The 22,763-nt window shown below is 60.5% G+C and carries 19 protein-coding genes; 7 read left to right on the forward strand and 12 right to left on the reverse strand.

The genetic code is table 11. The annotated features are described in order from the left end of the window. Positions 1 to 3: 3 nt before the first annotated feature. The 5 genes from hemC to hemE all read right to left on the reverse strand — a co-directional run bounded on the left by hemC (position 4) and on the right by hemE (position 5,999). Entirely contained in the window at positions 4 to 987 is a 984-nt protein-coding gene (hemC, locus tag CQ018_RS01225; protein WP_105548157.1) for a hydroxymethylbilane synthase, read from the reverse strand. Then, positions 984 to 2,189, reverse strand: coding sequence for a ferrochelatase (locus CQ018_RS01230; RefSeq protein ID WP_105548158.1), 1,206 nt, complete (start codon positions 2,187 to 2,189; stop codon positions 984 to 986). The genes hemC and CQ018_RS01230 overlap by 4 nt, the downstream gene beginning before the upstream one ends. After that, on the reverse strand, positions 2,186 to 2,899 hold the full coding sequence (gene hemQ, locus CQ018_RS01235; protein WP_374954170.1) for a hydrogen peroxide-dependent heme synthase: 714 nt from the start codon (positions 2,897 to 2,899) through the stop codon (positions 2,186 to 2,188). The genes CQ018_RS01230 and hemQ overlap by 4 nt, the downstream gene beginning before the upstream one ends. 111 nt (positions 2,900 to 3,010) lie before the next feature. Then, complete coding sequence (locus tag CQ018_RS01240) at positions 3,011 to 4,783, reverse strand: NAD(P)/FAD-dependent oxidoreductase (RefSeq protein ID WP_258142358.1); 1,773 nt, start codon at positions 4,781 to 4,783, stop codon at positions 3,011 to 3,013. A gap of 145 nt (positions 4,784 to 4,928) precedes the next feature. Further along, positions 4,929 to 5,999: a uroporphyrinogen decarboxylase gene (gene hemE / locus CQ018_RS01245; protein ID WP_105548159.1), complete on the reverse strand. Its 1,071-nt coding sequence runs from the start codon at positions 5,997 to 5,999 to the stop codon at positions 4,929 to 4,931. A 124-nt stretch (positions 6,000 to 6,123) separates the two neighbouring features. Between hemE and CQ018_RS01250 the strand changes: the two genes are divergently transcribed. Then, on the forward strand, positions 6,124 to 7,482 hold the full coding sequence (locus CQ018_RS01250; RefSeq protein ID WP_105548658.1) for a glutamyl-tRNA reductase: 1,359 nt from the start codon (positions 6,124 to 6,126) through the stop codon (positions 7,480 to 7,482). 140 nt (positions 7,483 to 7,622) lie between these two features. Here the strand turns inward: CQ018_RS01250 and moeB are convergent, their stop codons facing one another. After that, positions 7,623 to 8,888, reverse strand: coding sequence for a molybdopterin-synthase adenylyltransferase MoeB (gene moeB, locus CQ018_RS01255; RefSeq protein ID WP_105548160.1), 1,266 nt, complete (start codon positions 8,886 to 8,888; stop codon positions 7,623 to 7,625). 185 nt (positions 8,889 to 9,073) lie between these two features. On the opposite strand from moeB, the gene CQ018_RS01260 reads away from it, so the two are divergent. Further along, positions 9,074 to 9,655 (forward strand): TetR/AcrR family transcriptional regulator, encoded by a 582-nt coding sequence (locus CQ018_RS01260; RefSeq protein ID WP_105548659.1) that lies wholly within the window; start codon positions 9,074 to 9,076, stop codon positions 9,653 to 9,655. Positions 9,656 to 9,726: 71 nt separating this feature from the next. Beyond that, positions 9,727 to 9,948 carry a DUF3107 domain-containing protein gene (locus tag CQ018_RS01265; RefSeq protein WP_068736550.1) on the forward strand — a complete coding sequence of 74 codons (222 nt, stop codon included), beginning with the start codon at positions 9,727 to 9,729 and terminating at the stop codon, positions 9,946 to 9,948. 129 nt (positions 9,949 to 10,077) lie between these two features. Here the strand turns inward: CQ018_RS01265 and CQ018_RS01270 are convergent, their stop codons facing one another. Continuing rightward, on the reverse strand, positions 10,078 to 10,752 hold the full coding sequence (locus tag CQ018_RS01270; protein ID WP_105548161.1) for a 4a-hydroxytetrahydrobiopterin dehydratase: 675 nt from the start codon (positions 10,750 to 10,752) through the stop codon (positions 10,078 to 10,080). Positions 10,753 to 10,910: 158 nt separating this feature from the next. Beyond that, positions 10,911 to 11,651 carry a ferritin-like domain-containing protein gene (locus tag CQ018_RS01275; protein ID WP_258142359.1) on the reverse strand — a complete coding sequence of 247 codons (741 nt, stop codon included), beginning with the start codon at positions 11,649 to 11,651 and terminating at the stop codon, positions 10,911 to 10,913. On the opposite strand from CQ018_RS01275, the gene CQ018_RS01280 reads away from it, so the two are divergent. The 3 genes from CQ018_RS01280 (at position 11,650) to CQ018_RS01290 (ending at position 16,202) form a co-directional block, all read left to right on the forward strand. Beyond that, the gene (locus CQ018_RS01280; protein ID WP_105548163.1) at positions 11,650 to 13,230 is read left to right on the forward strand and encodes an RNB domain-containing ribonuclease; all 1,581 of its coding nucleotides are present in this window, start codon (positions 11,650 to 11,652) and stop codon (positions 13,228 to 13,230) included. The genes CQ018_RS01275 and CQ018_RS01280 overlap by 2 nt on opposite strands. A gap of 337 nt (positions 13,231 to 13,567) precedes the next feature. Further along, positions 13,568 to 15,232 carry a DEAD/DEAH box helicase gene (locus CQ018_RS01285; protein ID WP_105548164.1) on the forward strand — a complete coding sequence of 555 codons (1,665 nt, stop codon included), beginning with the start codon at positions 13,568 to 13,570 and terminating at the stop codon, positions 15,230 to 15,232. A gap of 76 nt (positions 15,233 to 15,308) precedes the next feature. Further along, on the forward strand, positions 15,309 to 16,202 hold the full coding sequence (locus CQ018_RS01290) for a site-specific DNA-methyltransferase (RefSeq protein ID WP_105548660.1): 894 nt from the start codon (positions 15,309 to 15,311) through the stop codon (positions 16,200 to 16,202). A gap of 146 nt (positions 16,203 to 16,348) precedes the next feature. Here the strand turns inward: CQ018_RS01290 and CQ018_RS20195 are convergent, their stop codons facing one another. From CQ018_RS20195 to CQ018_RS01300, 3 genes are all read right to left on the reverse strand, one after another. After that, positions 16,349 to 16,480: a putative transporter small subunit gene (locus CQ018_RS20195; RefSeq protein WP_219843979.1), complete on the reverse strand. Its 132-nt coding sequence runs from the start codon at positions 16,478 to 16,480 to the stop codon at positions 16,349 to 16,351. A gap of 12 nt (positions 16,481 to 16,492) precedes the next feature. Beyond that, positions 16,493 to 18,178 (reverse strand): sodium:solute symporter family protein, encoded by a 1,686-nt coding sequence (locus CQ018_RS01295; protein ID WP_105548165.1) that lies wholly within the window; start codon positions 18,176 to 18,178, stop codon positions 16,493 to 16,495. A gap of 614 nt (positions 18,179 to 18,792) precedes the next feature. Next, positions 18,793 to 19,650, reverse strand: coding sequence for a PHP domain-containing protein (locus tag CQ018_RS01300; RefSeq protein WP_105548166.1), 858 nt, complete (start codon positions 19,648 to 19,650; stop codon positions 18,793 to 18,795). Positions 19,651 to 19,814: 164 nt separating this feature from the next. Here CQ018_RS01300 and CQ018_RS01305 point away from each other — a divergent pair, with 164 nt between their 5' ends. Beyond that, positions 19,815 to 21,365 (forward strand): aminopeptidase P family protein, encoded by a 1,551-nt coding sequence (locus CQ018_RS01305; RefSeq protein ID WP_105548167.1) that lies wholly within the window; start codon positions 19,815 to 19,817, stop codon positions 21,363 to 21,365. Positions 21,366 to 21,664: 299 nt separating this feature from the next. On the opposite strand, the gene CQ018_RS01310 is transcribed toward CQ018_RS01305, so the two are convergent. Then, the gene (locus CQ018_RS01310; protein WP_181149681.1) at positions 21,665 to 22,651 is read right to left on the reverse strand and encodes a general stress protein; all 987 of its coding nucleotides are present in this window, start codon (positions 22,649 to 22,651) and stop codon (positions 21,665 to 21,667) included. Positions 22,652 to 22,763 lie beyond the last annotated feature (112 nt).

The following is a 22,763-nucleotide window of genomic DNA, read 5'->3' on the forward strand; positions in this document are numbered from 1 at the left end:
TTTTTAGAGTCCCGCCAAATCCGCGGCACCCTCACGGATCAGCTGTTCGGCCAGCGCGACGCCCAGTGCCTGGGCACCGTCTACCGTCAGCTCCCGCGTGGAAGCGGTGCGCCTCATGGTATCCGAACCATCCGGTGCACAAGCCACCGATTCAAGCACCAGGGTGTCCTCGAAAACGTGGGCCAGCGCACCGATGGGTGCGGCGCAGCCCGCCTCAAGGCGGGCCAGCAGCGAACGTTCCGCGGTAATGGCAAGCCGCGTGCCATGATCATCGAGCTGTGCCAGCGCCGCATCGACCCGAGCCCGCGAGCTACCCGTGGCACGGATCTCCACGGCCAGCGAACCCTGACCGGGGGCCGGGAGCATGATCTCCGGATCCAGGTACTCCGTGATATGTGATTCGAAGCCCAGACGTTCTAGCCCTGCGGCGGCAAGGATCACCGCATCGAGGTCACCCTGCGCGGTACGGCCGACTCCGCCATCGTCCTTCTGGATCGGGGAACCCTTGACACGGCCCAACCGGGTTCCAACGTTGCCGCGAATATCCACAATTTTCAGATCCGGGCGGAAGGCCAGCAGCTGGGCTGCACGGCGCGGGGATCCGGTGCCCACCGATGCGCCCTCGGGCAGTTCCGCCAAGAACAGTCCGTCGCGGGCACACAGTGCATCGCGCACATCGGCACGCTTGGGAGTTGCGGCAATCACCAACCCCGCGGGCTGCGTGGTGGGCAGGTCCTTGAGGGAGTGCACCGCCAGATCGCATTCGCCATTGAGCAACGATTGGCGCAACGCCGCGGCAAATACGCCGGTTCCGCCGAGCTGTGAGAGCGGACCGGTTGTCACATCGCCCTCGGTTTTGACCAGTACTGTTTCATATTCGATGCCGGAGCCGGCGGTCAGCGCGGCAAGGTCGGCGGCCACGTGCCCGGTTTGCGTGGTGGCCAACGCCGAACCACGGGTACCGATGGTGAATTTTTGCAGGCTCACGGTGTAGGCACCCCAATCTCAGAGTCAACAGCAGCGATGGTTGGCTTGATGGTGCCGTCGCGCATCACCTTGGCACAGCAGTTGGGGCGACACACATCGAACCACGGACCCAGGGCCGCAACCGAAGCACGGCCGGGCTTGAGCGCGGTACCGTCAGGACCCGCAATCCGCTCGCTGACCAGATCGATCATGCCGGAGACAAACGTGGCATGGGTGCCGGGGGTTGGCACGCGGTGGAAGGCCAAGCCGAGCTCGGAGCAGCTGTCCTTGGCTTCGGTGTCTAGGTCCCAGAGGACCTCCATGTGGTCCGAGACGAAGCCGATGGGAACCACCACGACGCCGGCAACACCGGTTTTCTTGTACTCTTCCAAGGCATCGTTGATGTCCGGCTCGAGCCACGGGATGTGCGGGGCACCGGAACGTGACTGGAAGACCAGCGTGTGTTCCAGTCCGGCAGCTGTGGGCACCCCGGCGAGGATTGCGTCGGCGACGGCTAAGTGCTGGGCCGTGTACAGGTCGGTGTCCAGGGTGGCGACGAGGTCGCGCGGACCAGCTGCCTGCGCGTCGGAAGTCGGGATGGAGTGGGTGACGAAGACGATCTTGATCTCGCCGTCCGGGTTTCCGGCTTCCGCCAGCTGCTTACGCACGTTGGCCAGCGAATCGGCCAGGCCCTCCATGAACGGGGTAACGAACGCGGGGGTGTCGAAGTACTGGCGGACCTTGTCCACTTCGAGCTTGCCCTCAAGCCCGGTGCCGCGCAAGGCCTCGCCCAGGTCTTCACGGTATTGCCGACAGCTGGAATAGCCGGAGTAAGCGCTGGTGGAAAGCATGAGTACCTTGCGGTGCCCCTGGGCGTACATCTGTTCGATGGTCTCGGGGATATAGGGCGCCCAGTTGCGGTTTCCCCAGTAGACCGGGATCTCGATACCGCGCGCGGCCAGCTCGGCCTCGAGAGCTGCCTTCAGCGCGCGATTCTGCGCGTTGATCGGCGACACACCACCGTTGGTACGGTAATGCACCGCAACCTCTTCGAGCCGCTCATCGGGGATGCCCCGTCCGGCCACCACGTTGCGCAGGAACGGGATCACGTCGTCCTGCCCCTCGGGCCCGCCGAAGGATGCCAGCAGGATCGCGTCGTAGGCCTTGGGGGCCATCACGCCGTTGGCGTCGTAGCCCTCGCGCGGATCGAATCTCTGGCTCATCGCAGGACCTCGGCGACCTCGGCGGTGGAGATGCGGCGTCCGGTGTAGAACGGAATTTCCTCGCGTACGTGGTTGCGGGCCTCGGTGTAGCGCAGGTGGCGCATCATATCGACGAGGTCAATCATGTCCGGGGCTTCCAGACAGATCTGCCATTCGTAGTCGCCAAAGGCAAAGGCCGCAACGGTATTGGCCAGCACGCCCGGGAAGTCACGGCCCAGGATGCCGTGGTCGCGCAGCATCTTGCCGCGCTCTGCCGGATCCAACAGATACCAATCGGTGGAGCGGACGAACGGGTAGACGGTCATCCAGGCCTCCGGTGCCACGCCGCGGGCGAAGGCAGGTGAGTGGTCCTTGGAGAATTCCGCCTCGCGGTGCACCGCCATGGTCGAGTACACAATGGAGGTCTCGGCGAAGAGGAAGGAGCGGCGGATCTTGCGCACCGCTGCCTGCAAGGACTCGGCGGTGGGGCCGTGGACCCAGGTCATCACGTCGGCGTCTTCGCGCATGGCCGAAACATCGTAGGTACCACGCAGGGTCACTCCCTCGGCGGCCAGCTCGGCCACCAGTGCGTCGAATGCCTCGACGCCCTCGGTGCGGTCGAGGTCCGAATCACGTTTGAAGACGGTCCATAGCGTGTAGTACATGGTCGCGTCGGCGCCGGCGGCTTCGCGGTCGCGGATGACTGGTGAATTGCTCTGAACAGCACTCATGGATGAGTCCTTCTGCTTTCTGTAGCTGTCCCCCGCGGTTCTGCTCACGGAGGAGGTTTGGTATCAAGCGTTGGTGAAATTTTTTAGTGTTTTGACACGTGGTACGACGAGCTAGCTGGCGCTAATGCGTAAGCGTTTGCGGGTATCGGCAACCACCGCTGCCAGCCCGGTGCCCGAAAGCCACGCGCCAACAACTTCTAATCCGGGGGTCGCTGCGGCACGTTCGCGGATTGTTGCAACTCGTGCCGCGTGTCCGGTGCTGGCAAACGGTAATGCCCCGGCGTAGCGGATGACATCGAACCCCAGCACGTCGCCGGCGGTGATTTCGATGCCTAGCAGTGTTGAGGCATCGGTGAGCGCCGCGGCCTTCAGCGATGCATCATCGGCATAGGCCAGCGACCCTACAACATCGTTGAGCCGACCGTAGGAAAGACGCAATACATGGGATCCGGGCCCGGATTCATTACCCAGCCACTGCCATTTTGCCGTTCCGTGGGTCAGTGCCTTGGCTCCCACATCGTCAACCGTGGGGGCCACCAGCAGGCCGGTGCCACGTGGCGCATCGTCAAGTTCTGGCTTGTCAATCACCAGCGTGACTAGGGAGATCGCGGCACCGGCTGGCGGACGGTAGGACGCAAATTCTGGGTCGATGCCTGCCAGCAGGTCTGTGGCAATTTCTCCGCCGGTGGCAATGACCACGCGGGCAAAGTACTCGCCACTCGGGGACGAGTGCTCGGTGGTCCCGGCAACGATTGGACCCTCGGTGTGCTGCGCGGTGTGTGCCTCGGGGTCGCTATTTTCGGCGGCCCTGGCCTCGGCGGCTTTGGCAGCTGCACGTTTGGATAAGGGTTTAGTAGTGCCGAGGGCAGCCTCGTTCACCGTGTATTCAACGCGAAGTTCAAAGGCTTGGGCTTCCTCCGCCGGGGCGCCGTGGTGCGTTACCGATTCCACGGTGGCGCCTAAGACCAGCTGCACACCCGCGGCACGCAAATCGTCAAGCAGCGCCGCGGTGAGCCGATTCATTCCGCCTTCGATGGAGGCCACGGCGGAACCTGCCGGGGCCGCGGCACGCATTGCCGAGACGGCCCTGGCCAGCGAGCCGTGTTTGAGCACCGCGCCGCGCAGGCCCGGAGCAACCGCATCGACATCCAAGGTGTCCGGGTCCGCCGAGTGCACCCCGGAAACCACCGGAGTAACAAGGTTTTCCAGCACCGCAGCGCCCATCCGAGAACGCACCAGGGCGCCCAAGGACAGTTGGCCCTCAAGAAGTTTTTTTGACACCGGGGTGATGAGGTCCGCGGCGGCACGTAGGGCTCCGGTACGGCCCACTGCACCGCGGACCTCCTCCGCCCACGGATCCCCGGGGATCCCCAAGATGCCGGTGGCGGGAAGCGGTTGGGCCACCGATTGGGTGCCGCGCTTCAGATACAGCCAGGCGCCCCCGGGCTCCGGGGTGACAATGGTGTCTCCGAGCCCCAGCTCGGTCAGTAGATCGGCAACCGCGCTGGAGCGGGTGGCATAGGATTCGGCGCCGGCATCGAGCACCAGCCCGGCGACCTCGTGGGCACGCACGCACCCACCACATTCGTCGGAAGCCTCATATAAGGTCACGACGTGGCCGCTGATCGCTAGCTCACGAGCCGCAATAAGACCTGAGATTCCGCCGCCGATGACCGCAGCACGCGGTCCGGCAGCTTTCCGAGCCTCGGCCCTTTTGGCGTCGGTGGCTCGTGTTTCTCCGGTTCGGGCACGTTGCAGCAAGCGCATGGCGTGGGCAGCGGCGTTGGAGGCCACAGGTGCACGCTTGGCCTTGGGAGCGCCGCCCGGTTCCGCGGCCGCGGATGCTGGCGTGGATTCGGGGTGCTCTGGTGCGTTTGACTGCATGATCTCTTCCTGGAGATGGGGGCACCACGGCCACCGCCCAAGCATCCTTCACATTCGGTGCGCGAGCCCTCTGTCACAAAAACGAGGGTCAAGCACACGTTTGGAAAGATCACCTGAAGTGGCGGCCGTGGGGTGTACTTCTAGTTTAACGCGCTTTCGGGGCTATCGAATGGATGAGTTCAACCACACGCGTCAGGGTTTCCGGGTTAGTCTCCGGCGGTACCCCATGACCCAGGTTTGCCACGTGGCCCGGTGCGCTGTCTCCCGCGGCAAGCACGGCACGCACGTGGGCTTCGAGCACCTCCCAGGGTGCCTCGAGCAAGGCTGGATCAATATTGCCCTGCAGCGGGATGTCCCCACCGAGGCGACGGTTGGCCTCATCGAGTGGGATGCGGTAGTCAACACCCATGACATCGACGCCGACCTTGCGCATTTCACCGAGCAATTCACCGGTGCCGGTACCAAAGTGAATCAACGGCACCTGAAGGTCACGGACGTGATCAAGTGCGCGTGCCGAGGATGGTGCGACATGGTTGGTGTAGTCGGCCAGCGAGAGCGAGCCGGCCCAGGAGTCAAAGAGTTGCCCAGCGGAGGCACCGGCCTCGATCTGGGCGCGCAGGAACGCGCCGGAGGCATCGGCAGCCCAGTTGGCAAGCTCTTCCCAGACACCGGGCTCGGCGTGCATCATGGTGCGCGGGCCCAGGTGGTCGCGGGATGGACGCCCCTCAACCATGTAGGCGGCAACCGTGAATGGGGCGCCGGCAAAGCCGATCAGTGGCTTCTTGCCCAGCTGCTCGACGGTCATGGCGACAGCCTCGCGGATCGGATCAAGTGCCGCATCGGTCATCTTGGGCAGCGCGCGCACATCAGCGGCGGTGCGCACCGGAGTGCCCAGTACCGGGCCAACACCGGGAACGATCTCCACGTCGATGCCGGCAAGTTTGAGTGGAATGACGATGTCGGAGAAGAAGATCCCCGCATCAACATCGTGGCGGCGCACCGGCTGCAGGGTGATCTCCGAGGCCATCTCCGGGCGCAAGCACGATTCGAGCATTTCGGTGCCGACGCGCAGCTTGCGGTATTCGGGTAGCGAGCGGCCGGCCTGGCGCATAAACCACACTGGTCTACGGCTGGGGGTCTTGCCACGGTAGGCGGAAATCAACGGCGAATCGGCGGTTCGTCCGTCCATCATCGGGTGGTTCTGGCTCAACGTCATAGTCATGATTGTGCCAACTTGTGGCCCCGATGCGTAATCCGCTCGCCACCGGTGAACAACGGATCAAATACCGAGCGACATGCAGTTTTCTACATTTGGTAGAAGGGATACTATGGGGAACATTGTGGTTTTACTATCTCTTGTCGCATCCCATTCAGATATCGACCTGCAGACCGTGGCAAAGATCAGCGCCGACGCGTCCCAGGTCGCTTCCGTCGTGCTCGCTTCGGCAAGCCCCGTTGCCGGAGCCATCACGCTGGCCACCTGCAACCGTTATGAAATTTACTGTGAGGTTCCGCACGCCGATGACTTGCCAGCGGCTCGCGCCTCACTGATCTCCCAGATCTCCGCCAGCACCGGGCTGAGCGAGGAGACGGTCTCCACCGCGTTGGTCTCGAAGACCGATCATGAGGTTGTCTCACACCTGTTTTCCGTGGGTGCGGGATTAGACTCCGCGGTCATTGGCGAGCGTGAAATTGCCGGTCAGGTCCGCCGTGCATTGAACGAGGCGCAGGCCTCGGGCACCGCCACCGGTTCCCTCGTTCGGCTCTTCCAGAGTGCCTCGCGCACCGCCAAGGAAGTCGGATCGCGCACCGAACTTGGTTCACGTGGCCTCTCGGTGGTTTCCGTGGCACTGGATCTGGCAACCGATCTGAGCGCCGACCCGTCCTGGGAGCACAAGAACATCGTCATTTTTGGCACAGGTGCCTACGCCGGGGCCACCATGTCGTTGCTGCGCGACCGCAAGGCAAGTAATATTTCCGTCTTCTCCGCCTCCGGCCGCGCGGATGCCTTCGTCGCCACCCGCGGCGGAGTAGCGGTTGATGAATCCTCACTAGAAGATGCGTTGGCCGGCGCCGATGTGCTCATTGGTTGCAGCGGCTCCGATCACCGGCTGATGAGCCAAGACATCGAAAATCTGAATCGTGAGAACCGCCAGCTGATCGCCATCGATCTGGCCCTGACCAACGATTTTGACCCGACCATGGGCCAATTGCCCGGGGTTGAACTAATCAATTTGGAATCGGTGCGCATGGCGGCACCCGATGAGCAGGCCCAGGCGCTGGCCCAGGCGCGTGGGATTGTGCAGAACGCCGCGCAGGCATTCGCACTTGAACAGCGCGAGCGCGCCGCCGATGCTGCGATCATTGCGCTGCGCAAGCACACCCAGCAGGTACTTGAGACCGAGGTTGAAAAGGTCCGTGCCCAGCACGGATGTTCCGCCGCGGCCGAAGAAGTTGAATTTGCGATGCGCCGGATGATGCGTCAGCTGCTGCATGTGCCAACGGTGCGGGCACGTGAGCTTGCCGCCGAGGGTCGAGCCGGAGATTACATTCAGGCGCTGGAAACCCTCTACGGGTTGGAGATTGAGCTTCCGGTGGCGCCGGCGGCCAAGACCGCCTGCCCGGTGACCGGAGCCACCGGGGATGCTAGTACTTCCGGAGTATCGCACGATGCTACCCTCGTGGCGCGGGCTGGCTAGGACCCGAACACCCATTTTCTCCAACACTAAGCTGCGGACCCCCGAGGGGGCCGCAGCTTTGTGCTGTGCCCGATGCTGCATCACCTTCCCATACACACCGCCGATGGAAGAATCTAGGCGAGTCTAGGAGGTGTTCATGCTTAGTAAGTGTGTAGCGACGGATCTACCTCGGCGATCCAGGCAAGAATGCCGCCGCGCAGATTTTCTACCGAGTTGTAGCCCTGATCCTGCAAGAAGCGCAGCACGGCCGCAGAGCGCACCCCCGATTTGCAATGCACAATCAATTCGGTGTCACGCGGCAGGGTGATTTCGCCCGAAAGAATCGCACCCTTGGGAGCCAGCAGTGCCCCAGGGATCGCAACAATCTCGTGTTCGCCTGCCTCGCGCACATCGACCAGCAGGAACTCATGTTTCCCGGCGGCACGCTCGGCAAGCCGCCGGGCCAGCTGCGGCGCGCTAAGTTGCGGCAATTGTTCATCACTGAGTCCCGCACTGGCGCTAGTGGAAACCGGTCCGGCACAGAAAGCCTCATAGTTTCGCAGTAGTTCGGTAATTTGTGCGGCTTGGGGATCGGCTTGTAGTTTCACCTCGCGCCAGCGCATATCGAGTGAGTCAAGGATCAGCACCCGACCCAGCAGGCTCTGGCCTACCCCGGTAATCAACTTGATGGTTTCTGCGACCATGACGGAGCCGATCTGTGCGCACAACACCCCAAAGACCCCACCCTCGGAGCAGGAGGGAACGCTGCCTGCCGGTGGTGGGGTTGGATACAGATCGCGGTAGTTCGGTCCGTGGGCATCCCAGAAGACGCTGACCTGCCCATCAAAGCGCAGGATCGATCCCCACACATAAGGTTTGCCGCAGAGGGCTGCGGCATCGTTGACCAAATAACGCGTGGCAAAGTTGTCTGTGCCGTCGAGGATCACGTCGTAGGCGGAAAAAATTTCGCGCGCATTGCCCACGTCGAGCGCATAGGAGTGCACATGCACGTCAACCAGCGGATTCAGTTCCTTGATGCGCGCGGCGGCCGATTCGGTTTTTAGTTGCCCGATGCTGGCCATGGAGTGGATGACCTGGCGCTGTAAATTTGAGGTGTCAACGACATCTGCATCAATAATGCCGATGCTGCCAATCCCCGCGGCCGCAAGATAAAGCAGTGCCGGGGAGCCCAGCCCGCCGGCACCAATGACCAGCACGCGCGCGTTTTTGAGCCGGAGTTGGCCGATCATGCCGATCTCCGGAATGATAATCTGCCGCGAATAACGCAGCAGTTCCTCCTGGCTCAGCTCTGCGGCAGGTTGCACCAGCGGGCCTGGCACGGCACCGGCTTCTGATTCGGCGGCGGTATTTGGACCGCGGGTATCCGCGACACCGGGTATAAGGAATACTGACTTTTCTGAACCCATAGAATTACCATAGCGCCGGAACCTTTGAGCGCGGCACATTCTGCCCGTCGTTACTCGAGAGTAGACTTATGGCACGTGCCACCTCGCAGAAGGTGGTTTGCCTAGGTCACCGGGACCGGCAAAGTGGAGAATGAAAGTGGGTCGACGTGAGCACTTCCCCCAACCGTGTGGTTCGCACCCAACGCATGCCACGTGAGGCCCGCCGCCGCCAGCTGCTAGCCGCGGCTCATCAGGTGTTCGTCGCCCACGGCTTCCACGGCGCCTCAATGGATGAGATCGCCGATGTTGCAGAAGTTTCAAAACCGGTGCTCTATCAGCATTTCCCCGGCAAACGCGAGCTCTACATCGCGCTGCTCGACGAGCATATGGATGAATTCAGCACGCTGCTCTCCGCTGCCATTGCCTCAACGAGCGATAATAAGCTGCGCGTACACGCAACAATTCATGCGTACTACGAGTTCATCGCCCGCGATTCGCAGGCCTTCAGGCTCATCTTCGAATCCGATTTGCTCAACGACGAACACATCAGCGCTCGCATCGAGGCGTTCAATGCCAAATTTGCCCGCGGCATTGCCCAGGTGATCGCCGATGACACGAATCTGCCCTCCGCCCAGGCACTGCTCATGGGCCGGGCACTGGCAGGCATGGCGCAGGTTTCTGCCCGTTATTGGGTAGATATGGCCGATGAGGTACCCATCGAGGAGGCCAGCGAACTGGTCTCACGTTTAGCTTGGCGCGGAATCGGTCGCTTCCCCAAAGAATCCTGACGTAAATTCAGAACTAGAAGTTTCTCGATGTCGTACGGCATCGCAGTACGTAAAAAACCAGGAAGGCCACCATGGACGTTCGCATTGGAATTCAGAATGTTGCCCGCGAGATCGTAATCGAGTCCGCCGAGAACGCCGAGGAGCTGGCCAAGCGTGTTTCCGACGCGCTGAGCGCCGGCGGCGAATTGCGCCTCACCGACTCCAAGGGCCGCCTCATGCTGGTTCCTGTTGCGGGTATCGCCTACGTCGAAATCGGCGTTGAAGAAGCCCGCCGCGTGGGCTTCGCGCACTAGTCGATAGCGACTAACGTTGCACGCTCATCGGGGCGGTTGAATCACACCTTTGCTGGTATGGCTCAACCGCTCCGATGCTTTAACCACGCTGCTTAAACACTGCACCTCAACGTGAGAAAGCCTGCGGATCTAGAATTCTTGTGGCTGCCCGGGAAGCTCCGGTTCGGCACTGAGCAGGACGCGGTTGCCCTGACCATCGAGATACGCCACGGCGTCCTGCGCATAGGAGTCATCCCCGGCACCAATGACCTGTTCCAGTTTGCTGTGCGCAGCGGCAAATTCCGAACGTGCCACCAACCGTTCAACACCGATCCGGCCTGCCGTAGCGTCGGGCACCTGCGCGAACCACAGGCTGGGGTTACGACGTTCCGGATCAACCAAATCACCGTCCCGCCCCTGCCGGTAGCCAAGGCTCTGCACCCAAAAACCCGCCAACGCCTCCGGGTCTTGTGTCTCGAGGCACAGGTTTAGATCTTGGTGACGATGCGGCACCGCAAGTGCCCCGGAATCCGCTGCCGCAACTTCCAGCAATGCCGCCAAATACAAATCGCGGGCCGTGATCTCCGAGCCGGCATCGTGCGATGACAACGTCAGGAAGATGGTGTTATAGCGCCAATCAACATCGGGATGATGCGCATGCAGCTCCGCGGCCTCGGCAATAATACCCAGAAAATCCACCGCCTCACGGGAAGTAGCAAATGACCAGGCGCAGATTAGTGAGCCGTGACGTTGGTGCCAGGAGGGCATATTTTTTAGTGCTCGAGAGATCTCGTAGTTATCTAAGACGCGGTTATTTGAGTCCATCGTTATTCCTTAAAATCTGGGGGTGCAGCATACAACGATCGGCGCGCAGCATCTGTGCTCGCTAAAGGGGGGTCGTGCTGAGGGCCGCTGCGGCCCTGAGCCGTGGAATTCGTTCCCATTCGGAGTAGCTGGCTGAAGCCGAACGGGAACTTTGGGGCTCAGGCGGTCATGCCGAGTTTGCTCATGCGCCGTGAATGGTTCTCCACCAGCTTGGCAAAGAGCGCGGTCATAGTTTGTCCGCGATCATGGTGTGAGCGTTCGCCGCGCGCTGAAGCCGCGGCGCTCGCGTCGATTGCTGGGCCTGCAGGGCTCACGCTTTCGCGTTCCAGTGCTCCCCAATAATCGTATTGTTCACCGATCTCGCGTGCCTGGGTCAGCGCTTCCCCTAACAAACGGCGACCCCACAGGGCCAGACGTGAGGCACGATCTGGCCGATCGGCGATGGCCAGCTGCAGTCTCTCACGCAACCATTCGGTGTTGGCGTCGGAGGTTTTCACATCACGCACCAGGGTGCGGGCCTCATCGGTGAGCGCCGAAGCTATGTACATGTAAAAATCTGCGGCAACTCCATCAATCACGTACGCCTTGGTCAACGACTCGTACCAGTCCCCCGGCTTGGTGCGCTGATGCATTTGGTCGATGGCGGAGATGAACGGTGCAATAACTTCTTGTGCATCCATCCCGCGGGCAGCAATAATTTCCCGGATCAACTCATAATGCGCGAACTCGGTCACCGCTAGTCGGGCTAGGGTTTCGCGGTCAACGAGAGTTGGTGAGAGCCGCGCGTCGGAGGAAAGATGTTCAAAGGCCGTAAGTTCTTGGTAGGCGATCAGGCCTAGCAGCGCCATTTCGTCATCCTCAGCATGACGCGGTGCAGAGTTTGTTCCTTGAGTGCTCATGGACATTAGCCTACTGCTCGGCATCGGTGGCGTAATAGTTGCGGTGTCATACCCGGTCTGTACCGCGATTGATGGTTATGCTGTGCGTGTGAGCCACAACAACCTCGGGCTAACGCCCACAGCGCACCAGACCGATCTCGCCGCGGCGTTACGCGCCCTGGAAAGTGAATTTGAGTTGCGGGTGCAATTCCCCGCGGAAGTGCTCGCCGAAACACAGCGGGCCATCACCGACTTTGAATTGCCGCCCGCAGATCGCACAGACATCGAATTTGTGACCATTGATCCGGCCGAATCCACGGATCTTGATCAGGCCGTACACCTACAACGTGGTACCAATGGCTATGTGGTGCATTACGCAATTGCCGATGTGCCGGGTTTTGTGGCGCTGGGCGGTGCGCTTGACGATGAGACACGTTTGCGCGGGCAGACCCTCTATCTGCCACATCGCCGGCTTTCGCTACATCCCGAAGCCATTGCCGAGGACGCCGGCTCGCTGCTTCCAGATCAGGACCGCAGCGCCTACCTATGGACTTTCACCCTCGATGAAGCAGGCGAAGTCATTGACACGGCGCTGGAGCGAGCCATCGTGCGCAGCCGCCAAAAACTTAGCTACATAGGGGTCCAGGCGGATCTGGATGCCGGAACCGCCTCGGATTTGCTTGTCTTATTGCGTGAAGTGGGACTCAAGCGCATCGAGTTAGAACGTTTACGTGGTGGGGCCAGCCTGCGCATTCCTGCCCAGGAAGTTGAATGTGTGCAGGGGCAGTACCAGCTACTTGCCACGGCCCCGCTTCCGGTAGAGGACTGGAACGCACAGATTTCCTTGCTCACCGGGATGGAAGCGGCGCGCATCATGCTCGCCGGTGGTGTGGGAATCTTGCGCACCATGCCGGCACCGTTGCCCAAGGATCTGGAAATTTTCAGGTTGCAGGCCAAAACCCTCGGGGCCGAGTGGGCACGCGAGCAACCCTACGGAGAGTTTTTACGTTCGCTGGATCTCTCCAAGGCCGGGTCTTTGGCGTTAATGCATCAGGCGACAAGCCTCTTTCGTGGAGCGACTTATACCGTGCTCAATGGCCAGGATCCTCAAGAGTTGGAGCAGGCCGCCATCGGTGCCCCCTATGCACACACCACTGCCCCGTTGCGTCGTCTGATCGATAGGTTTTCGTTGATCGTCTGCTCATTTTTGGTCTCCGGACGCCACGTACCCGACGCTATCCAAGAAGTTCTACCCTTGTTGCCCAAGCTGATGGGCTCCTCAAATCAACTGGCGAATAAGGTTGAGCGCGCCGCCATCGATACCGTTGAGGCAGCAACACTTGCGCACCGTATAGGCGAACGCTTCGCGGCTGTCACACTCACCGGGACCATTAAGCCAGGCAGCAAGGCTGACCATGATGCAACCGGCACCCAGACTGGCCCCTCAAATGGCAAGAACCCCCGAGGAACCCTACAATTGCTCTCCCCGGCGGTCAGTGCTCCATTCGAAGGTGCCGCTCGAGCCGGTCAAGATGTTGAAGTTGAACTAGTGAGCGCCGATTTACTGACTCGCATGGTCCTCTTCCGCATCGTCCAATAGCCGGTATCGTCTGATCCTTGTGGTCCCTGGTGGGCTAGAAAACAGCGAAATTTTTGGCGTGCGGCGCAACACTCAATACCCGTTTCGCCCCGGCTGCGGGATATGCTTGAGCGGTATACCAAGGATGCCCGGTCGCGAATCGTGAAAAAGTTTTTTGCGGGATTACCCAGCGACTCCCGCGCCCACGCAGCAAGTACCTATTTTAGCTGCGATGCATAGCCTGCGATCGGCTCCGCTGGAAGCACCGCCATGTGGTGGACTCCGACCCCCCTGAACAGAAACATTTTTCTGTACATTGGGGCCGTTGAGCACACCCCAAGTCCCGGTGCCTAACCGAATGAGAACCCCAGTCTTGAACACTGAACACCTGCTCACCGCCGATTCGGCGTCAGAAGCCGTGGACATCGAAGATGCGCTGTCCACCAATGAAGCACCTCACGAAATTCCGCAGCTTTCCTTTGCCGACTTTGGCGTGCGCGACGACATCGTCGAATCGCTGACCGCCGCCGGCATCACCCACCCATTCCCGATCCAGGCCATGACCCTTCCGGTTGCTCTGGGCGGTCACGACATCATCGGCCAGGCCAAGACCGGTACCGGTAAGACCTTCGGCTTTGGCATTCCGGCATTGCAGCGCGTCATCGGCCGCGACGATGAGGGCTTTGACAAGCTTCCGGTCCCCGGTGCCCCGCAGGCCCTGATCATCGCCCCAACCCGCGAGCTTGCGGTCCAGGTCGCCGGCGATATGGAGAAGGCCTCAAAATTCCGTAATGCCCGCATCGCCACCATTTACGGTGGCCGTGCCTACGAGCCACAGATCGAACAGCTCAACAACGGCGTGGAAATCGTCGTGGGTACCCCCGGGCGCCTGATCGACCTGTTCAAGCAGAAGCACCTGAGCCTGAAAAACGTGCGCATCGTGATCCTCGATGAGGCCGATGAAATGCTTGATCTCGGCTTCCTGCCGGATGTTGAAACGCTGCTTGCCGCCACCCCGGCGGTACGCCAGACCATGCTCTTCTCCGCTACCATGCCCGGTGCCGTGATTGCCATGGCGCGTCGCTACATGACCAAGCCAACGCATATCCGTGCCGCTGATAATGATGATGATTCAATCACCAAGAAGGACATTCGTCAGGTCGTTTACCGCGCCCACCAGCTGGATAAGGACGAGGTCGTCGCCCGCATCCTGCAGGCCGAGGGCCGCGGACGGACGATCATCTTCACCAAGACCAAGCGCTCTGCTGCCAAGTTGACCGATGAGCTGATCGATCGTGGCTTCGCAGCCGGCGCCATGCACGGCGATTTGGGTCAGGGTGCCCGTGAGCAGGCACTGCGTGCCTTCCGCAATAACAAGGTCGACGTGCTGGTTGCCACCGATGTTGCTGCCCGCGGCATCGACGTTGACGATGTCACCCACGTGATCAACCTGCAGTGCCCGGAAGACGAGAAGACTTACCTTCACCGTGTGGGTCGTACCGGCCGCGCCGGCAACAAGGGCACCGCGGTGACCTTCGTTGACTGGGAAGATGTGCCGCGCTGGGGCTTGATCAACAAGGCGCTGGGCCTGGATGTTACCGACCCGGTAGAAACCTATTCTTCCTCCCCACACCTGTTTGCGGATTTGAACATTCCCGCTGGCACCAAGGGCCGCCTGCCACGTCATGCACGCAAGCTTGAGGGCTTGGCGGGTGAAAAGCTCGAGGATCTGGGCGAGACCGGCAAGAAGAACAGCTCTTCGCGCGCCCCACGTTCGGGTGCTGAGCGCGGTGGACGAAGCTCCGAGCGCGCTGGCCGCGGTACGCGTCACGGTCACTCGCAGGGCCGTGCAGATCGTCCGGCACGCGAGGGTGAGCGTCACCGCGAGACCAAGGTTGCGGGTACCGAGGCCGAGGCCACGGCACCAACCGAGCGCATCGAGCGTCCTGCACGCGCACGCAACAATCGCACCCGCACACGTCGTCGCAATGGCGAAGTTGTGAACAAGACCGACACCGAGTAGATCGTTGACAAGTACCAATACCGTGCCCGCCGATCTCACCGCACAGGCTGATAGTGAACCCGTAACAGTTCCTCCGGTGACCGGCTGGGATCCGGACGGACCCAACCTGCTGGTCCATGCGGAGAACGCAACATTTTTGCCATCACTTCCCGATGAATCTTTCACGCTGATCTACGTGGATCCACCGTTTAATACGGGACGGACCCAAAAACGACAGGTCACCACGGCGGTGCGAGCCGCCGAGGGTGAAGGCGACCGGGTGGGATTCCAGGGCCGCAGCTATTCAACGCTGCGTGGGGATCTGCATAGTTACGATGACGCGTTCGATGACTACTGGTCATTCTTGGAACCCCGATTGCGTGAGGCCTGGCGTCTGCTTGCAGAAGACGGAACCTTATATGTGCATCTCGATTACCGTGAGGTGCACTATGCAAAGGTGATGCTCGATGCGATCTTCGGCCGCGAGTCCTTCCTCAACGAGATCATTTGGGCGTACGACTACGGCGCTCGGGCCAAATCCCGCTGGCCCTCGAAGCACGACAATATCTTGGTCTACGTGAAAAACCCCAAGAGGTACCACTTTGATAATGCCGAGGTGGACCGGGAACCGTATATGGCTCCTGGGCTTGTCACGGCGGAAAAGCGCGAGCGTGGAAAGCTGCCCACCGATGTGTGGTGGCATACCATCGTTTCGCCCACGGGTAAGGAAAAGACCGGCTACCCCACACAAAAGCCGGAGGGGATTTTGCGTCGCATCGTCAACGCGAGTTCCCGCAAGGATGATTGGGTGCTTGATTTCTTTGCCGGTTCCGGGACCACCGGTGCTGTTGCCGGTGCACTCGGCCGTCGTTTCGTGTGTGTTGATGAGAACCCACAGTCGATTTCGATCATGAGCAAGCGGATGCCTCAAGCAACCATTGTGGAATTGCTTGATGCCCCTGCAGCAGGCACAGCGAATACAGGGGCTTAAACCTGCTCCGCCGGGTTCGGTGAAGCGATTTATGTTTGCCACCTGACACATGATGTGGGAGGGCTGTACACAATTGTGTACAGCCCTCCCACATCGTTAACCATCGGGGGTAGTGATATCCCTTGGGTCACTACAATATGGCGCAGCTAGACCATGCCACGGCCCTCGTCGCGGGCCTGACGCCATTCCTTATAAAACGCGCGCACGATCACCGTTAGCGTTCCGGCCACCACGATGGGCCAGATCAACACGTAAACAGTCATCCAAAAAATAGTCATGCTGGTGCCTCCCTAGTTCTTTTGTGCTGTTGAGATAGCTGGTTCGCCGGATTCGGCATCCTGGGTATCGAAGTCGCCAATGCGTTCCTTGATCGTCGAGAAATCAAACTCCTGCTTGGAACGTACCGAAAGAGCAAAGCAGATAATCGTCGAGACCGAGTAGGCAACAAGCGAACCGCTGAGTACCGCGTATTCATGTAATCCGCCCCAGGCCAACGGTGCTACAACTACCATCGCGATGATGCCCACCACGCGTGCCACCTTGAGCCCGAAGAAGCCGAAGCACATCAGCCCAATGACGATGCCGACCCCAACGATGCCCAACACGTCAACGATGTAACCGGTGATCCCATCCATCGAGATCCATTCGAAGCGCACCGGTAAGAAGATGCCAAGCGCCGCCAGGGTGCCGAGCGTGAAGGCCATGTTTGTGACCTTCTTCCAGTAGAAGCTGGCAATCACCGGGAAGACTAAGGCTCCCCAGAGGGCACCAACGAACACCAGTAAATCAAGGATGTTCATCTGGCCGCTGGCAAAATACAGCGCAGCGGCAGTTGCCAGGATCATGGTGATGCGGCCTACCAGCAGCATGGTGCGTGGATTTGCCTTCCCCTTGCCCTTGGCATGGCCGTAAATATCGGTCATCGCGATCGAGGAAAGCGCTGCAAGGTCCGAATCGGCGGTTGATGAGAGCGATCCGAGGATCATGATGAAGAAGACACAGAGCAACACCGGGCCCAGATAGGTCACCGCCATTTGTGGAATCAGGTTATTCGTATCCCCATTAAGCGGGGTGATCCCCGCGTAGAGGGCGATGACACCGAGCATGCCAAAACCGATGACTGTCGCACCATAGCCTACCGTCGCGGTGATGAATGTGGGTTTGATCAGGTCCTCACGCACCGCAAACAGACGCTGGGCAATTGTCTGGTTACCGATGGCATAGGCAAGCACTGCGGCAATATAAGGTGCACCCTGATTCAGGAAGGCCTCGGAGGAGAAGAAGTTGCTCTGCTCCGGGCTCAGGTTTACAGCACCGGTTTCAAAGAGCCCCGGTCCACCGGCGGCGAAGAACACCACGGGAATAATGATGACCACCGCACCAAGCATTGCAACAACCTGAGCAAAGTCGGTAAGCACCGAGGCACGGAAACCAGACCACAGGGTGTAAAGCAGCACGCCTGCGGCAACCACCAAGATGCCTTGGGTAAAGCTAAACGGTGAGAGCAGGGCGATTAGTGCGCCGCCGGCAATGAAGTTGGAGGTCAGCGAAATCACGCTACCGAGCACGTTAGAGCCCGCGAGCATCAGCTGGCTGGAGCGGCCGTGACGGGCGTACATCACCTCGGCGAGCGTGTGAGCCTTGGGTGCCACCGCACGGATGCGCCGACCAAAGGGGTAGATGAATAGGATCATCAGGGCGCCCCAGAGCCCGTAGTGGATCGGACCGGAAATTCCGTAGGTATACCCGGATGTGGCCGAGGCATACACCGACGAGGCCCAGATCCAGGTGGCAGTCATGCTCGCCGCCGAGACACCGAAGCCAATTTTATTACCAGCGGTCATATAACCGTCGGCGTTTTCTTTCTTCTTGCCAATAAACAGGGACATGATAAATGTCCCTCCGTAAAACAGCACCAGCAATCCCAGGACTAACCATCCTGCGAGAAACTGCTGCCCGCCACTTTCGGGGCCCATAACTTTTCCTCCAGCATTGAGTCAGCGCCACCGATAACACCAACTCCAATCCACGCGCCGGCCGGACAAGGGCACAATTGAGGCAAACATCGCTGTACAAGCGAACAAGGCATCCGGTGTTGGACACATTCAAGGCGCGCATTCCACCCGGATAGAACGCACCGGTGCTCTGGATCGCTCATCAGAGGCGATCTCTAGGGATGCAATCCGCCACTGGATGTGGCCACATCAACCCCCGCATGGCGGATAGAATCGGCCGCCGTGGAATAGTTGCCACCCGACTTATTTGGAACGACGCTCAACAAATATGTGTCTCGGGTTACTTGGCAACGAGTTCGATAGTAGCATCAACCCAATTTCGGCCAGCATAAAAACGTGGCCCGAGGCGCAAACCAGCATGTAAAAACGTGATTGCGGCAAGGCCTACCACACGCGGCCCGCGGGCTTGCTTACCTTATGACACATGGTGATTTTCGTGTTGGGAAGGCCCAGCAAAAGCCCTACTTGTCAGCTGTTATCAGAACGTTACAGCACTGCACGTCGTAATTCCGCTTTGTCCCATCTTTTGTCTCACTCCGGAACTATATGAGTCGCGCCCAAACCGGTCCGATTCGCTAAAGTCTTGGCATCCCGATGGCTTCACTTCCGGTTCCCGCAGCAAGAACCCGTTCCAACATGCCAGTGGTTGTGGTATTTTCCCCCAACCCGTTGGGCTTACCGGTGCCGTGGTAATCCGAGGAACCGGTGATGATCAGATCATGTTTTTCGGCGAGCGCACGGAGGAATTTACGCCCCTCATACGAGTTGTCACGATGGTCAATCTCCAGCCCGAGCAGTCCGGCCTGGATCATCGCGGTAAAGGTTTCTTCCCCAACAACCCTTCCCCGGGCCGAGGCCATGGGGTGCGCAAAAACCGGTACGCCGCCTGCGGCACGCACGAGTTTGACGGCCTTGACGGGGTCCATCGCGTAATGCCCCACGTAATAGCGTGAGCGGGCGGTCAACACCTGGGCGAAGGCCTCGGTGCGGCTTGTCACAACCCCGGCGGTAACCAGGGCATCGGCAATGTGGGGGCGGCCGATCGTTGCGCCGGGGGCCGAGTGTTTGGCCACCAACTCCCAGCTGACTGGGTAGTCCTCGGCCAAAAGTTCAACCATGCGCCGTGCCCGAGTGATCCGGGCATCGCGGGCCAGCTCAATTTCTTCTAAGAGCCCGGGGTGCGTTGGATCGTGCAGATAGCTTAGTAAGTGCACGCTGATTCCGGCATCGGTCTTGGTAGAAATTTCCATCCCTGGGATCAATCCAATACCCAGTTCAAGGGCTGCGGCACCGGCTTCCTCCCAACCCGAGGTCTGATCGTGGTCGGTCAACGCCACCACATCGAGCCCAGCGGCGTGCGCCGCGGCAATGAGTTCGGCCGGATGCTCGGTTCCGTCGGAAACGTGTGAGTGGGTGTGGAGATCGATCCGCATAGCCCTTAGCGTAGCGCTAAGCATCGCCGGTAGGTGTCCTTGGCCCGCCGGGTTATTCCACTAACGAACACTTTGCTCTGCTGTACCGCGCTGCGTGCAACTCGATTCTGCGCTGAACGCCAAAACTTTGGCACATATCCCTGCGCTTTGAGACGATTAGAACCATGAGCACTGATGCAACCACCACCACCGGCAGCGACCAGCCCCTCGAGGAGCGCGTGAACAACCGTTCGCAGCGCCCATCTTCCGAGGCCTTCAAAACCTTCATGGCGTCCTCTTGGGCCCCCGATACCTCCGAGCTTCCCGGCGCCGACGAGGTGGCCCCGTACGCTGCCAAGCGTCGCGCAGCAATCTCCGCGCGCTTCCCCGGCGAGCGTTTGGTCATTCCGGCCGGCCCGCTGAAGGTCCGCTCGAACGACACCGATTACCGTTTCCGTCCGCACTCGGGCTTCGCGCACCTGACCGGGTTGGGCCTTGACCATGAACCCGACGCGGTGCTGGTCATGGAACCAACCGATCAGGGCGCCGGCGATACCGGCTCCAACCACCACGCTACGCTGTACTTCTCCCCCATGGCAGGACGGGACACCGAGGAGTTCTACTCCAACGCCCGCACCGGAGAATTCTGGATCGGCCCGCGCCCGACCCTGGCCCTACTACAGGCGCGTCTGGGCCTACCCACCTCTGATTTGTTCGCTCTTGAGGTAGCCATCACCAAGGACGCGGGGGTTACCGAGCTCGGCGGCATGCGCATCCGACTCCTACGCAATGTGGATATGAACTGCGATGCGTTGGTTGATACATCGCGCATCAACACCGGCGTTGACCTAGAGCTTTCCGATGCACTCGATGGCGAACTGACCGAGGCGCTTTCCGAAATCCGTCTGGTCAAGGACGCCTGGGAAATTAGCGAAATGAAGAAGTCGGTGGCAGCCACCATCAATGGCTTTGGTGATGTGGTGCGCTCACTTGACCGTGCCATGACCCACCCGCGGGGTGAACGCGTCGTCGAGGGTGCATTCTTTGCCCGGGCCCGCGAAGAAGGCAACGATCTGGGCTATGACACCATCGCCGCGTCGGGCAACAATGCCACGGTGCTGCACTGGATCAACAACAACGGTAAGGTCAACGACGGAGAGCTTTTGCTGCTCGATGCAGGCGTTGAAGCAGAATCACTCTACACCGCGGATATCACCCGTACGCTGCCGGTCAATGGCAGCTACACGCAGATCCAGCGCAAGATCTACCAGGCCGTTCTCGATGCAGCGGATGCCGCATTTGCTGTGGCCAAGCCGGGGATGAAGTTCCGTGACTTGCATACAACTGCGGTGACCGTGTTGGCGCAGAATCTGGATGCCTGGGGCCTGCTGCCGGTATCGCTTGAAGAGGCGCTCTCCCCCGAGGGTCAGCAGCACCGGCGGTGGATGCCGCACGGCACCAGCCACCACCTGGGGCTTGACGTGCACGACTGTGCGCAGGCCAAGGCCGAGTTGTACCTTGACGGAATTCTTGAAGAGGGAATGGTCTTCACCATCGAACCCGGGCTGTACTTCAAGAACGAGGATCTTGCGGTCCCCGAGGAATACCGCGGCATCGGGGTGCGCATCGAAGACGACGTCTTGGTCACCGCCGATGGCTGCGTGAACCTCTCTGCAGCACTCCCGCGTAGCCCGGAATCGGTCGAAGCATGGATGGCAGAAATTCGTAACGGCTAGTCTTCCTTAGCCCCCAGTCGGTCCCCTAGCGGACCGGATGACTCCATCATGGTGGTGTGTCGATGACGCGGAATTATTGCGTTGGATATCGGCACACCACCATCGCTGTTTATCGGGCAATTTCTGGAGCGCTCAGGCAGCGGCGTTGGCCGCATTGCCCGGCCTATACCCCCCCGATTAGCCATGTCATCATCGGCAATAGAAAACGGCCCGGTCCTGCCCCACCATAAATCGGTGGGCTGCAGAACCGGGCCGTATCCGTTGGCTGAAGCTTCTTCAGCGCACCGATGGGCTACTGATCAGCCATTGCGTTGCTGATCTGGTGCCTCTTGTTCGGGTTGCTGTGCTGGCACGGATTCGTCGGACTTGTGTTCTGCCGCCTGCGCGGGCGCAGTGGATTCATCTTCGGGGACGGATTCCGATGTTGCTACCTGTCCAAAGGCAGGAGCCACCGGGGCACGGGGTTCTTCTGCTACCGGGTCCTGTGTCTGCTGAGCCGATGACAGCTGGGTAGCTTCCGCGCCATGAGCTGCTTCGGCAGGCTGCTGCGGCTCCGTACCCGGTGCCGGTACAACTTGCGCGGGTGTCGGCGCGGGCTGGACGCGAATACCAAATTGTGGCCGCCCATCGGGCAGATCCGAGTAGGATCCTGAGGGGCTTACCGGTGTGGCGGGGGCTTCGGCACCGGCGGCGCCAACGATTCCATCGCTGTGCTGTGGCACCGGCGGCTGAGCCTGCACCGGTGGCTGCTGGCTCATCGGCGCCGCACCAACCCCGGCGTCGGCAGCAACCTTGCTCATGGGTAACTTAGCTGCCAAGGCACGGGCAGCATGGGCGTGGGAGAAATCAACAACTACGTCATAGCTGGTGGCAAGCACCTGCGACTGAGAGGCGAAATCACGCTTGCCGCGGCGGAATGAGTAGCTCACCACACCAACGATCATCCAGATGGCGATGCCCAGGCCCACCGAGGAGAGAATTTGTGCCCAGGCGTTCGAGCCTGGACTGAAGATTGAAAGGATCAGGCCGACGAACATGCCAAACATCGCGCCCTGTGCGGCGCCGGCGGCGGCAACCTTGGGGTAGCTAAGCTTTGCGGTGACGCGTTCCACCGACTTCAAGTCATTACCAACGATGGTGATATTGGAGACCGGGAAGTCATTGTCGGCCAGATAATCTACTACCTTTTGGGCATCTAGGTACGAGCTGTATCGTCCCAGCAGCTCGCCGCGCGGCAATCCAAGCGAGTTCGGGTGGGACGGGGAAGCACCAAGTGGGGATGACATACTTCCATTGTGCACGCTTGGGCGCCTAGTCCGCGTCTTTGATCGCTGAAGGTGAAAGATAATCATCGGCACCCTGGCTCATTTCACCCTCGGGTGCACCCAAGATGCGCCG

The sequence above is a fragment of the Arthrobacter sp. MYb227 genome (assembly GCF_002975435.1).
Taxonomy (GTDB): domain Bacteria; phylum Actinomycetota; class Actinomycetes; order Actinomycetales; family Micrococcaceae; genus Paeniglutamicibacter.

Bases quoted from the DNA above. Each gene is read 5' to 3' on its own strand.
- CQ018_RS01260 (WP_105548659.1), top strand. From the start codon at position 9,074: ATGCCACGTGAGGCCCGCCGCCGCCAGCTGCTAGCCGCGGCTCATCAG.
- CQ018_RS01285 (WP_105548164.1), top strand. From the start codon at position 13,568: ATGAGAACCCCAGTCTTGAACACTGAACACCTGCTCACCGCCGATTCG.
- CQ018_RS01240 (WP_258142358.1), bottom strand. From the start codon at position 4,783: ATGCAGTCAAACGCACCAGAGCACCCCGAATCCACGCCAGCATCCGCG.
- CQ018_RS01265 (WP_068736550.1), top strand. From the start codon at position 9,727: ATGGACGTTCGCATTGGAATTCAGAATGTTGCCCGCGAGATCGTAATC.
- moeB (WP_105548160.1), bottom strand. From the start codon at position 8,888: ATGGGTTCAGAAAAGTCAGTATTCCTTATACCCGGTGTCGCGGATACC.
- CQ018_RS01275 (WP_258142359.1), bottom strand. From the start codon at position 11,651: ATGAGCACTCAAGGAACAAACTCTGCACCGCGTCATGCTGAGGATGAC.
- CQ018_RS01310 (WP_181149681.1), bottom strand. From the start codon at position 22,651: ATGTCATCCCCACTTGGTGCTTCCCCGTCCCACCCGAACTCGCTTGGA.
- CQ018_RS20195 (WP_219843979.1), bottom strand. From the start codon at position 16,480: ATGACTATTTTTTGGATGACTGTTTACGTGTTGATCTGGCCCATCGTG.
- hemE (WP_105548159.1), bottom strand. From the start codon at position 5,999: ATGACGTTGAGCCAGAACCACCCGATGATGGACGGACGAACCGCCGAT.
- CQ018_RS01270 (WP_105548161.1), bottom strand. From the start codon at position 10,752: ATGGACTCAAATAACCGCGTCTTAGATAACTACGAGATCTCTCGAGCA.
- CQ018_RS01280 (WP_105548163.1), top strand. From the start codon at position 11,650: ATGGACATTAGCCTACTGCTCGGCATCGGTGGCGTAATAGTTGCGGTG.
- hemQ (WP_374954170.1), bottom strand. From the start codon at position 2,899: ATGAGTGCTGTTCAGAGCAATTCACCAGTCATCCGCGACCGCGAAGCC.
- CQ018_RS01300 (WP_105548166.1), bottom strand. From the start codon at position 19,650: ATGCGGATCGATCTCCACACCCACTCACACGTTTCCGACGGAACCGAG.
- CQ018_RS01230 (WP_105548158.1), bottom strand. From the start codon at position 2,189: ATGAGCCAGAGATTCGATCCGCGCGAGGGCTACGACGCCAACGGCGTG.
- CQ018_RS01295 (WP_105548165.1), bottom strand. From the start codon at position 18,178: ATGGGCCCCGAAAGTGGCGGGCAGCAGTTTCTCGCAGGATGGTTAGTC.
- CQ018_RS01305 (WP_105548167.1), top strand. From the start codon at position 19,815: ATGAGCACTGATGCAACCACCACCACCGGCAGCGACCAGCCCCTCGAG.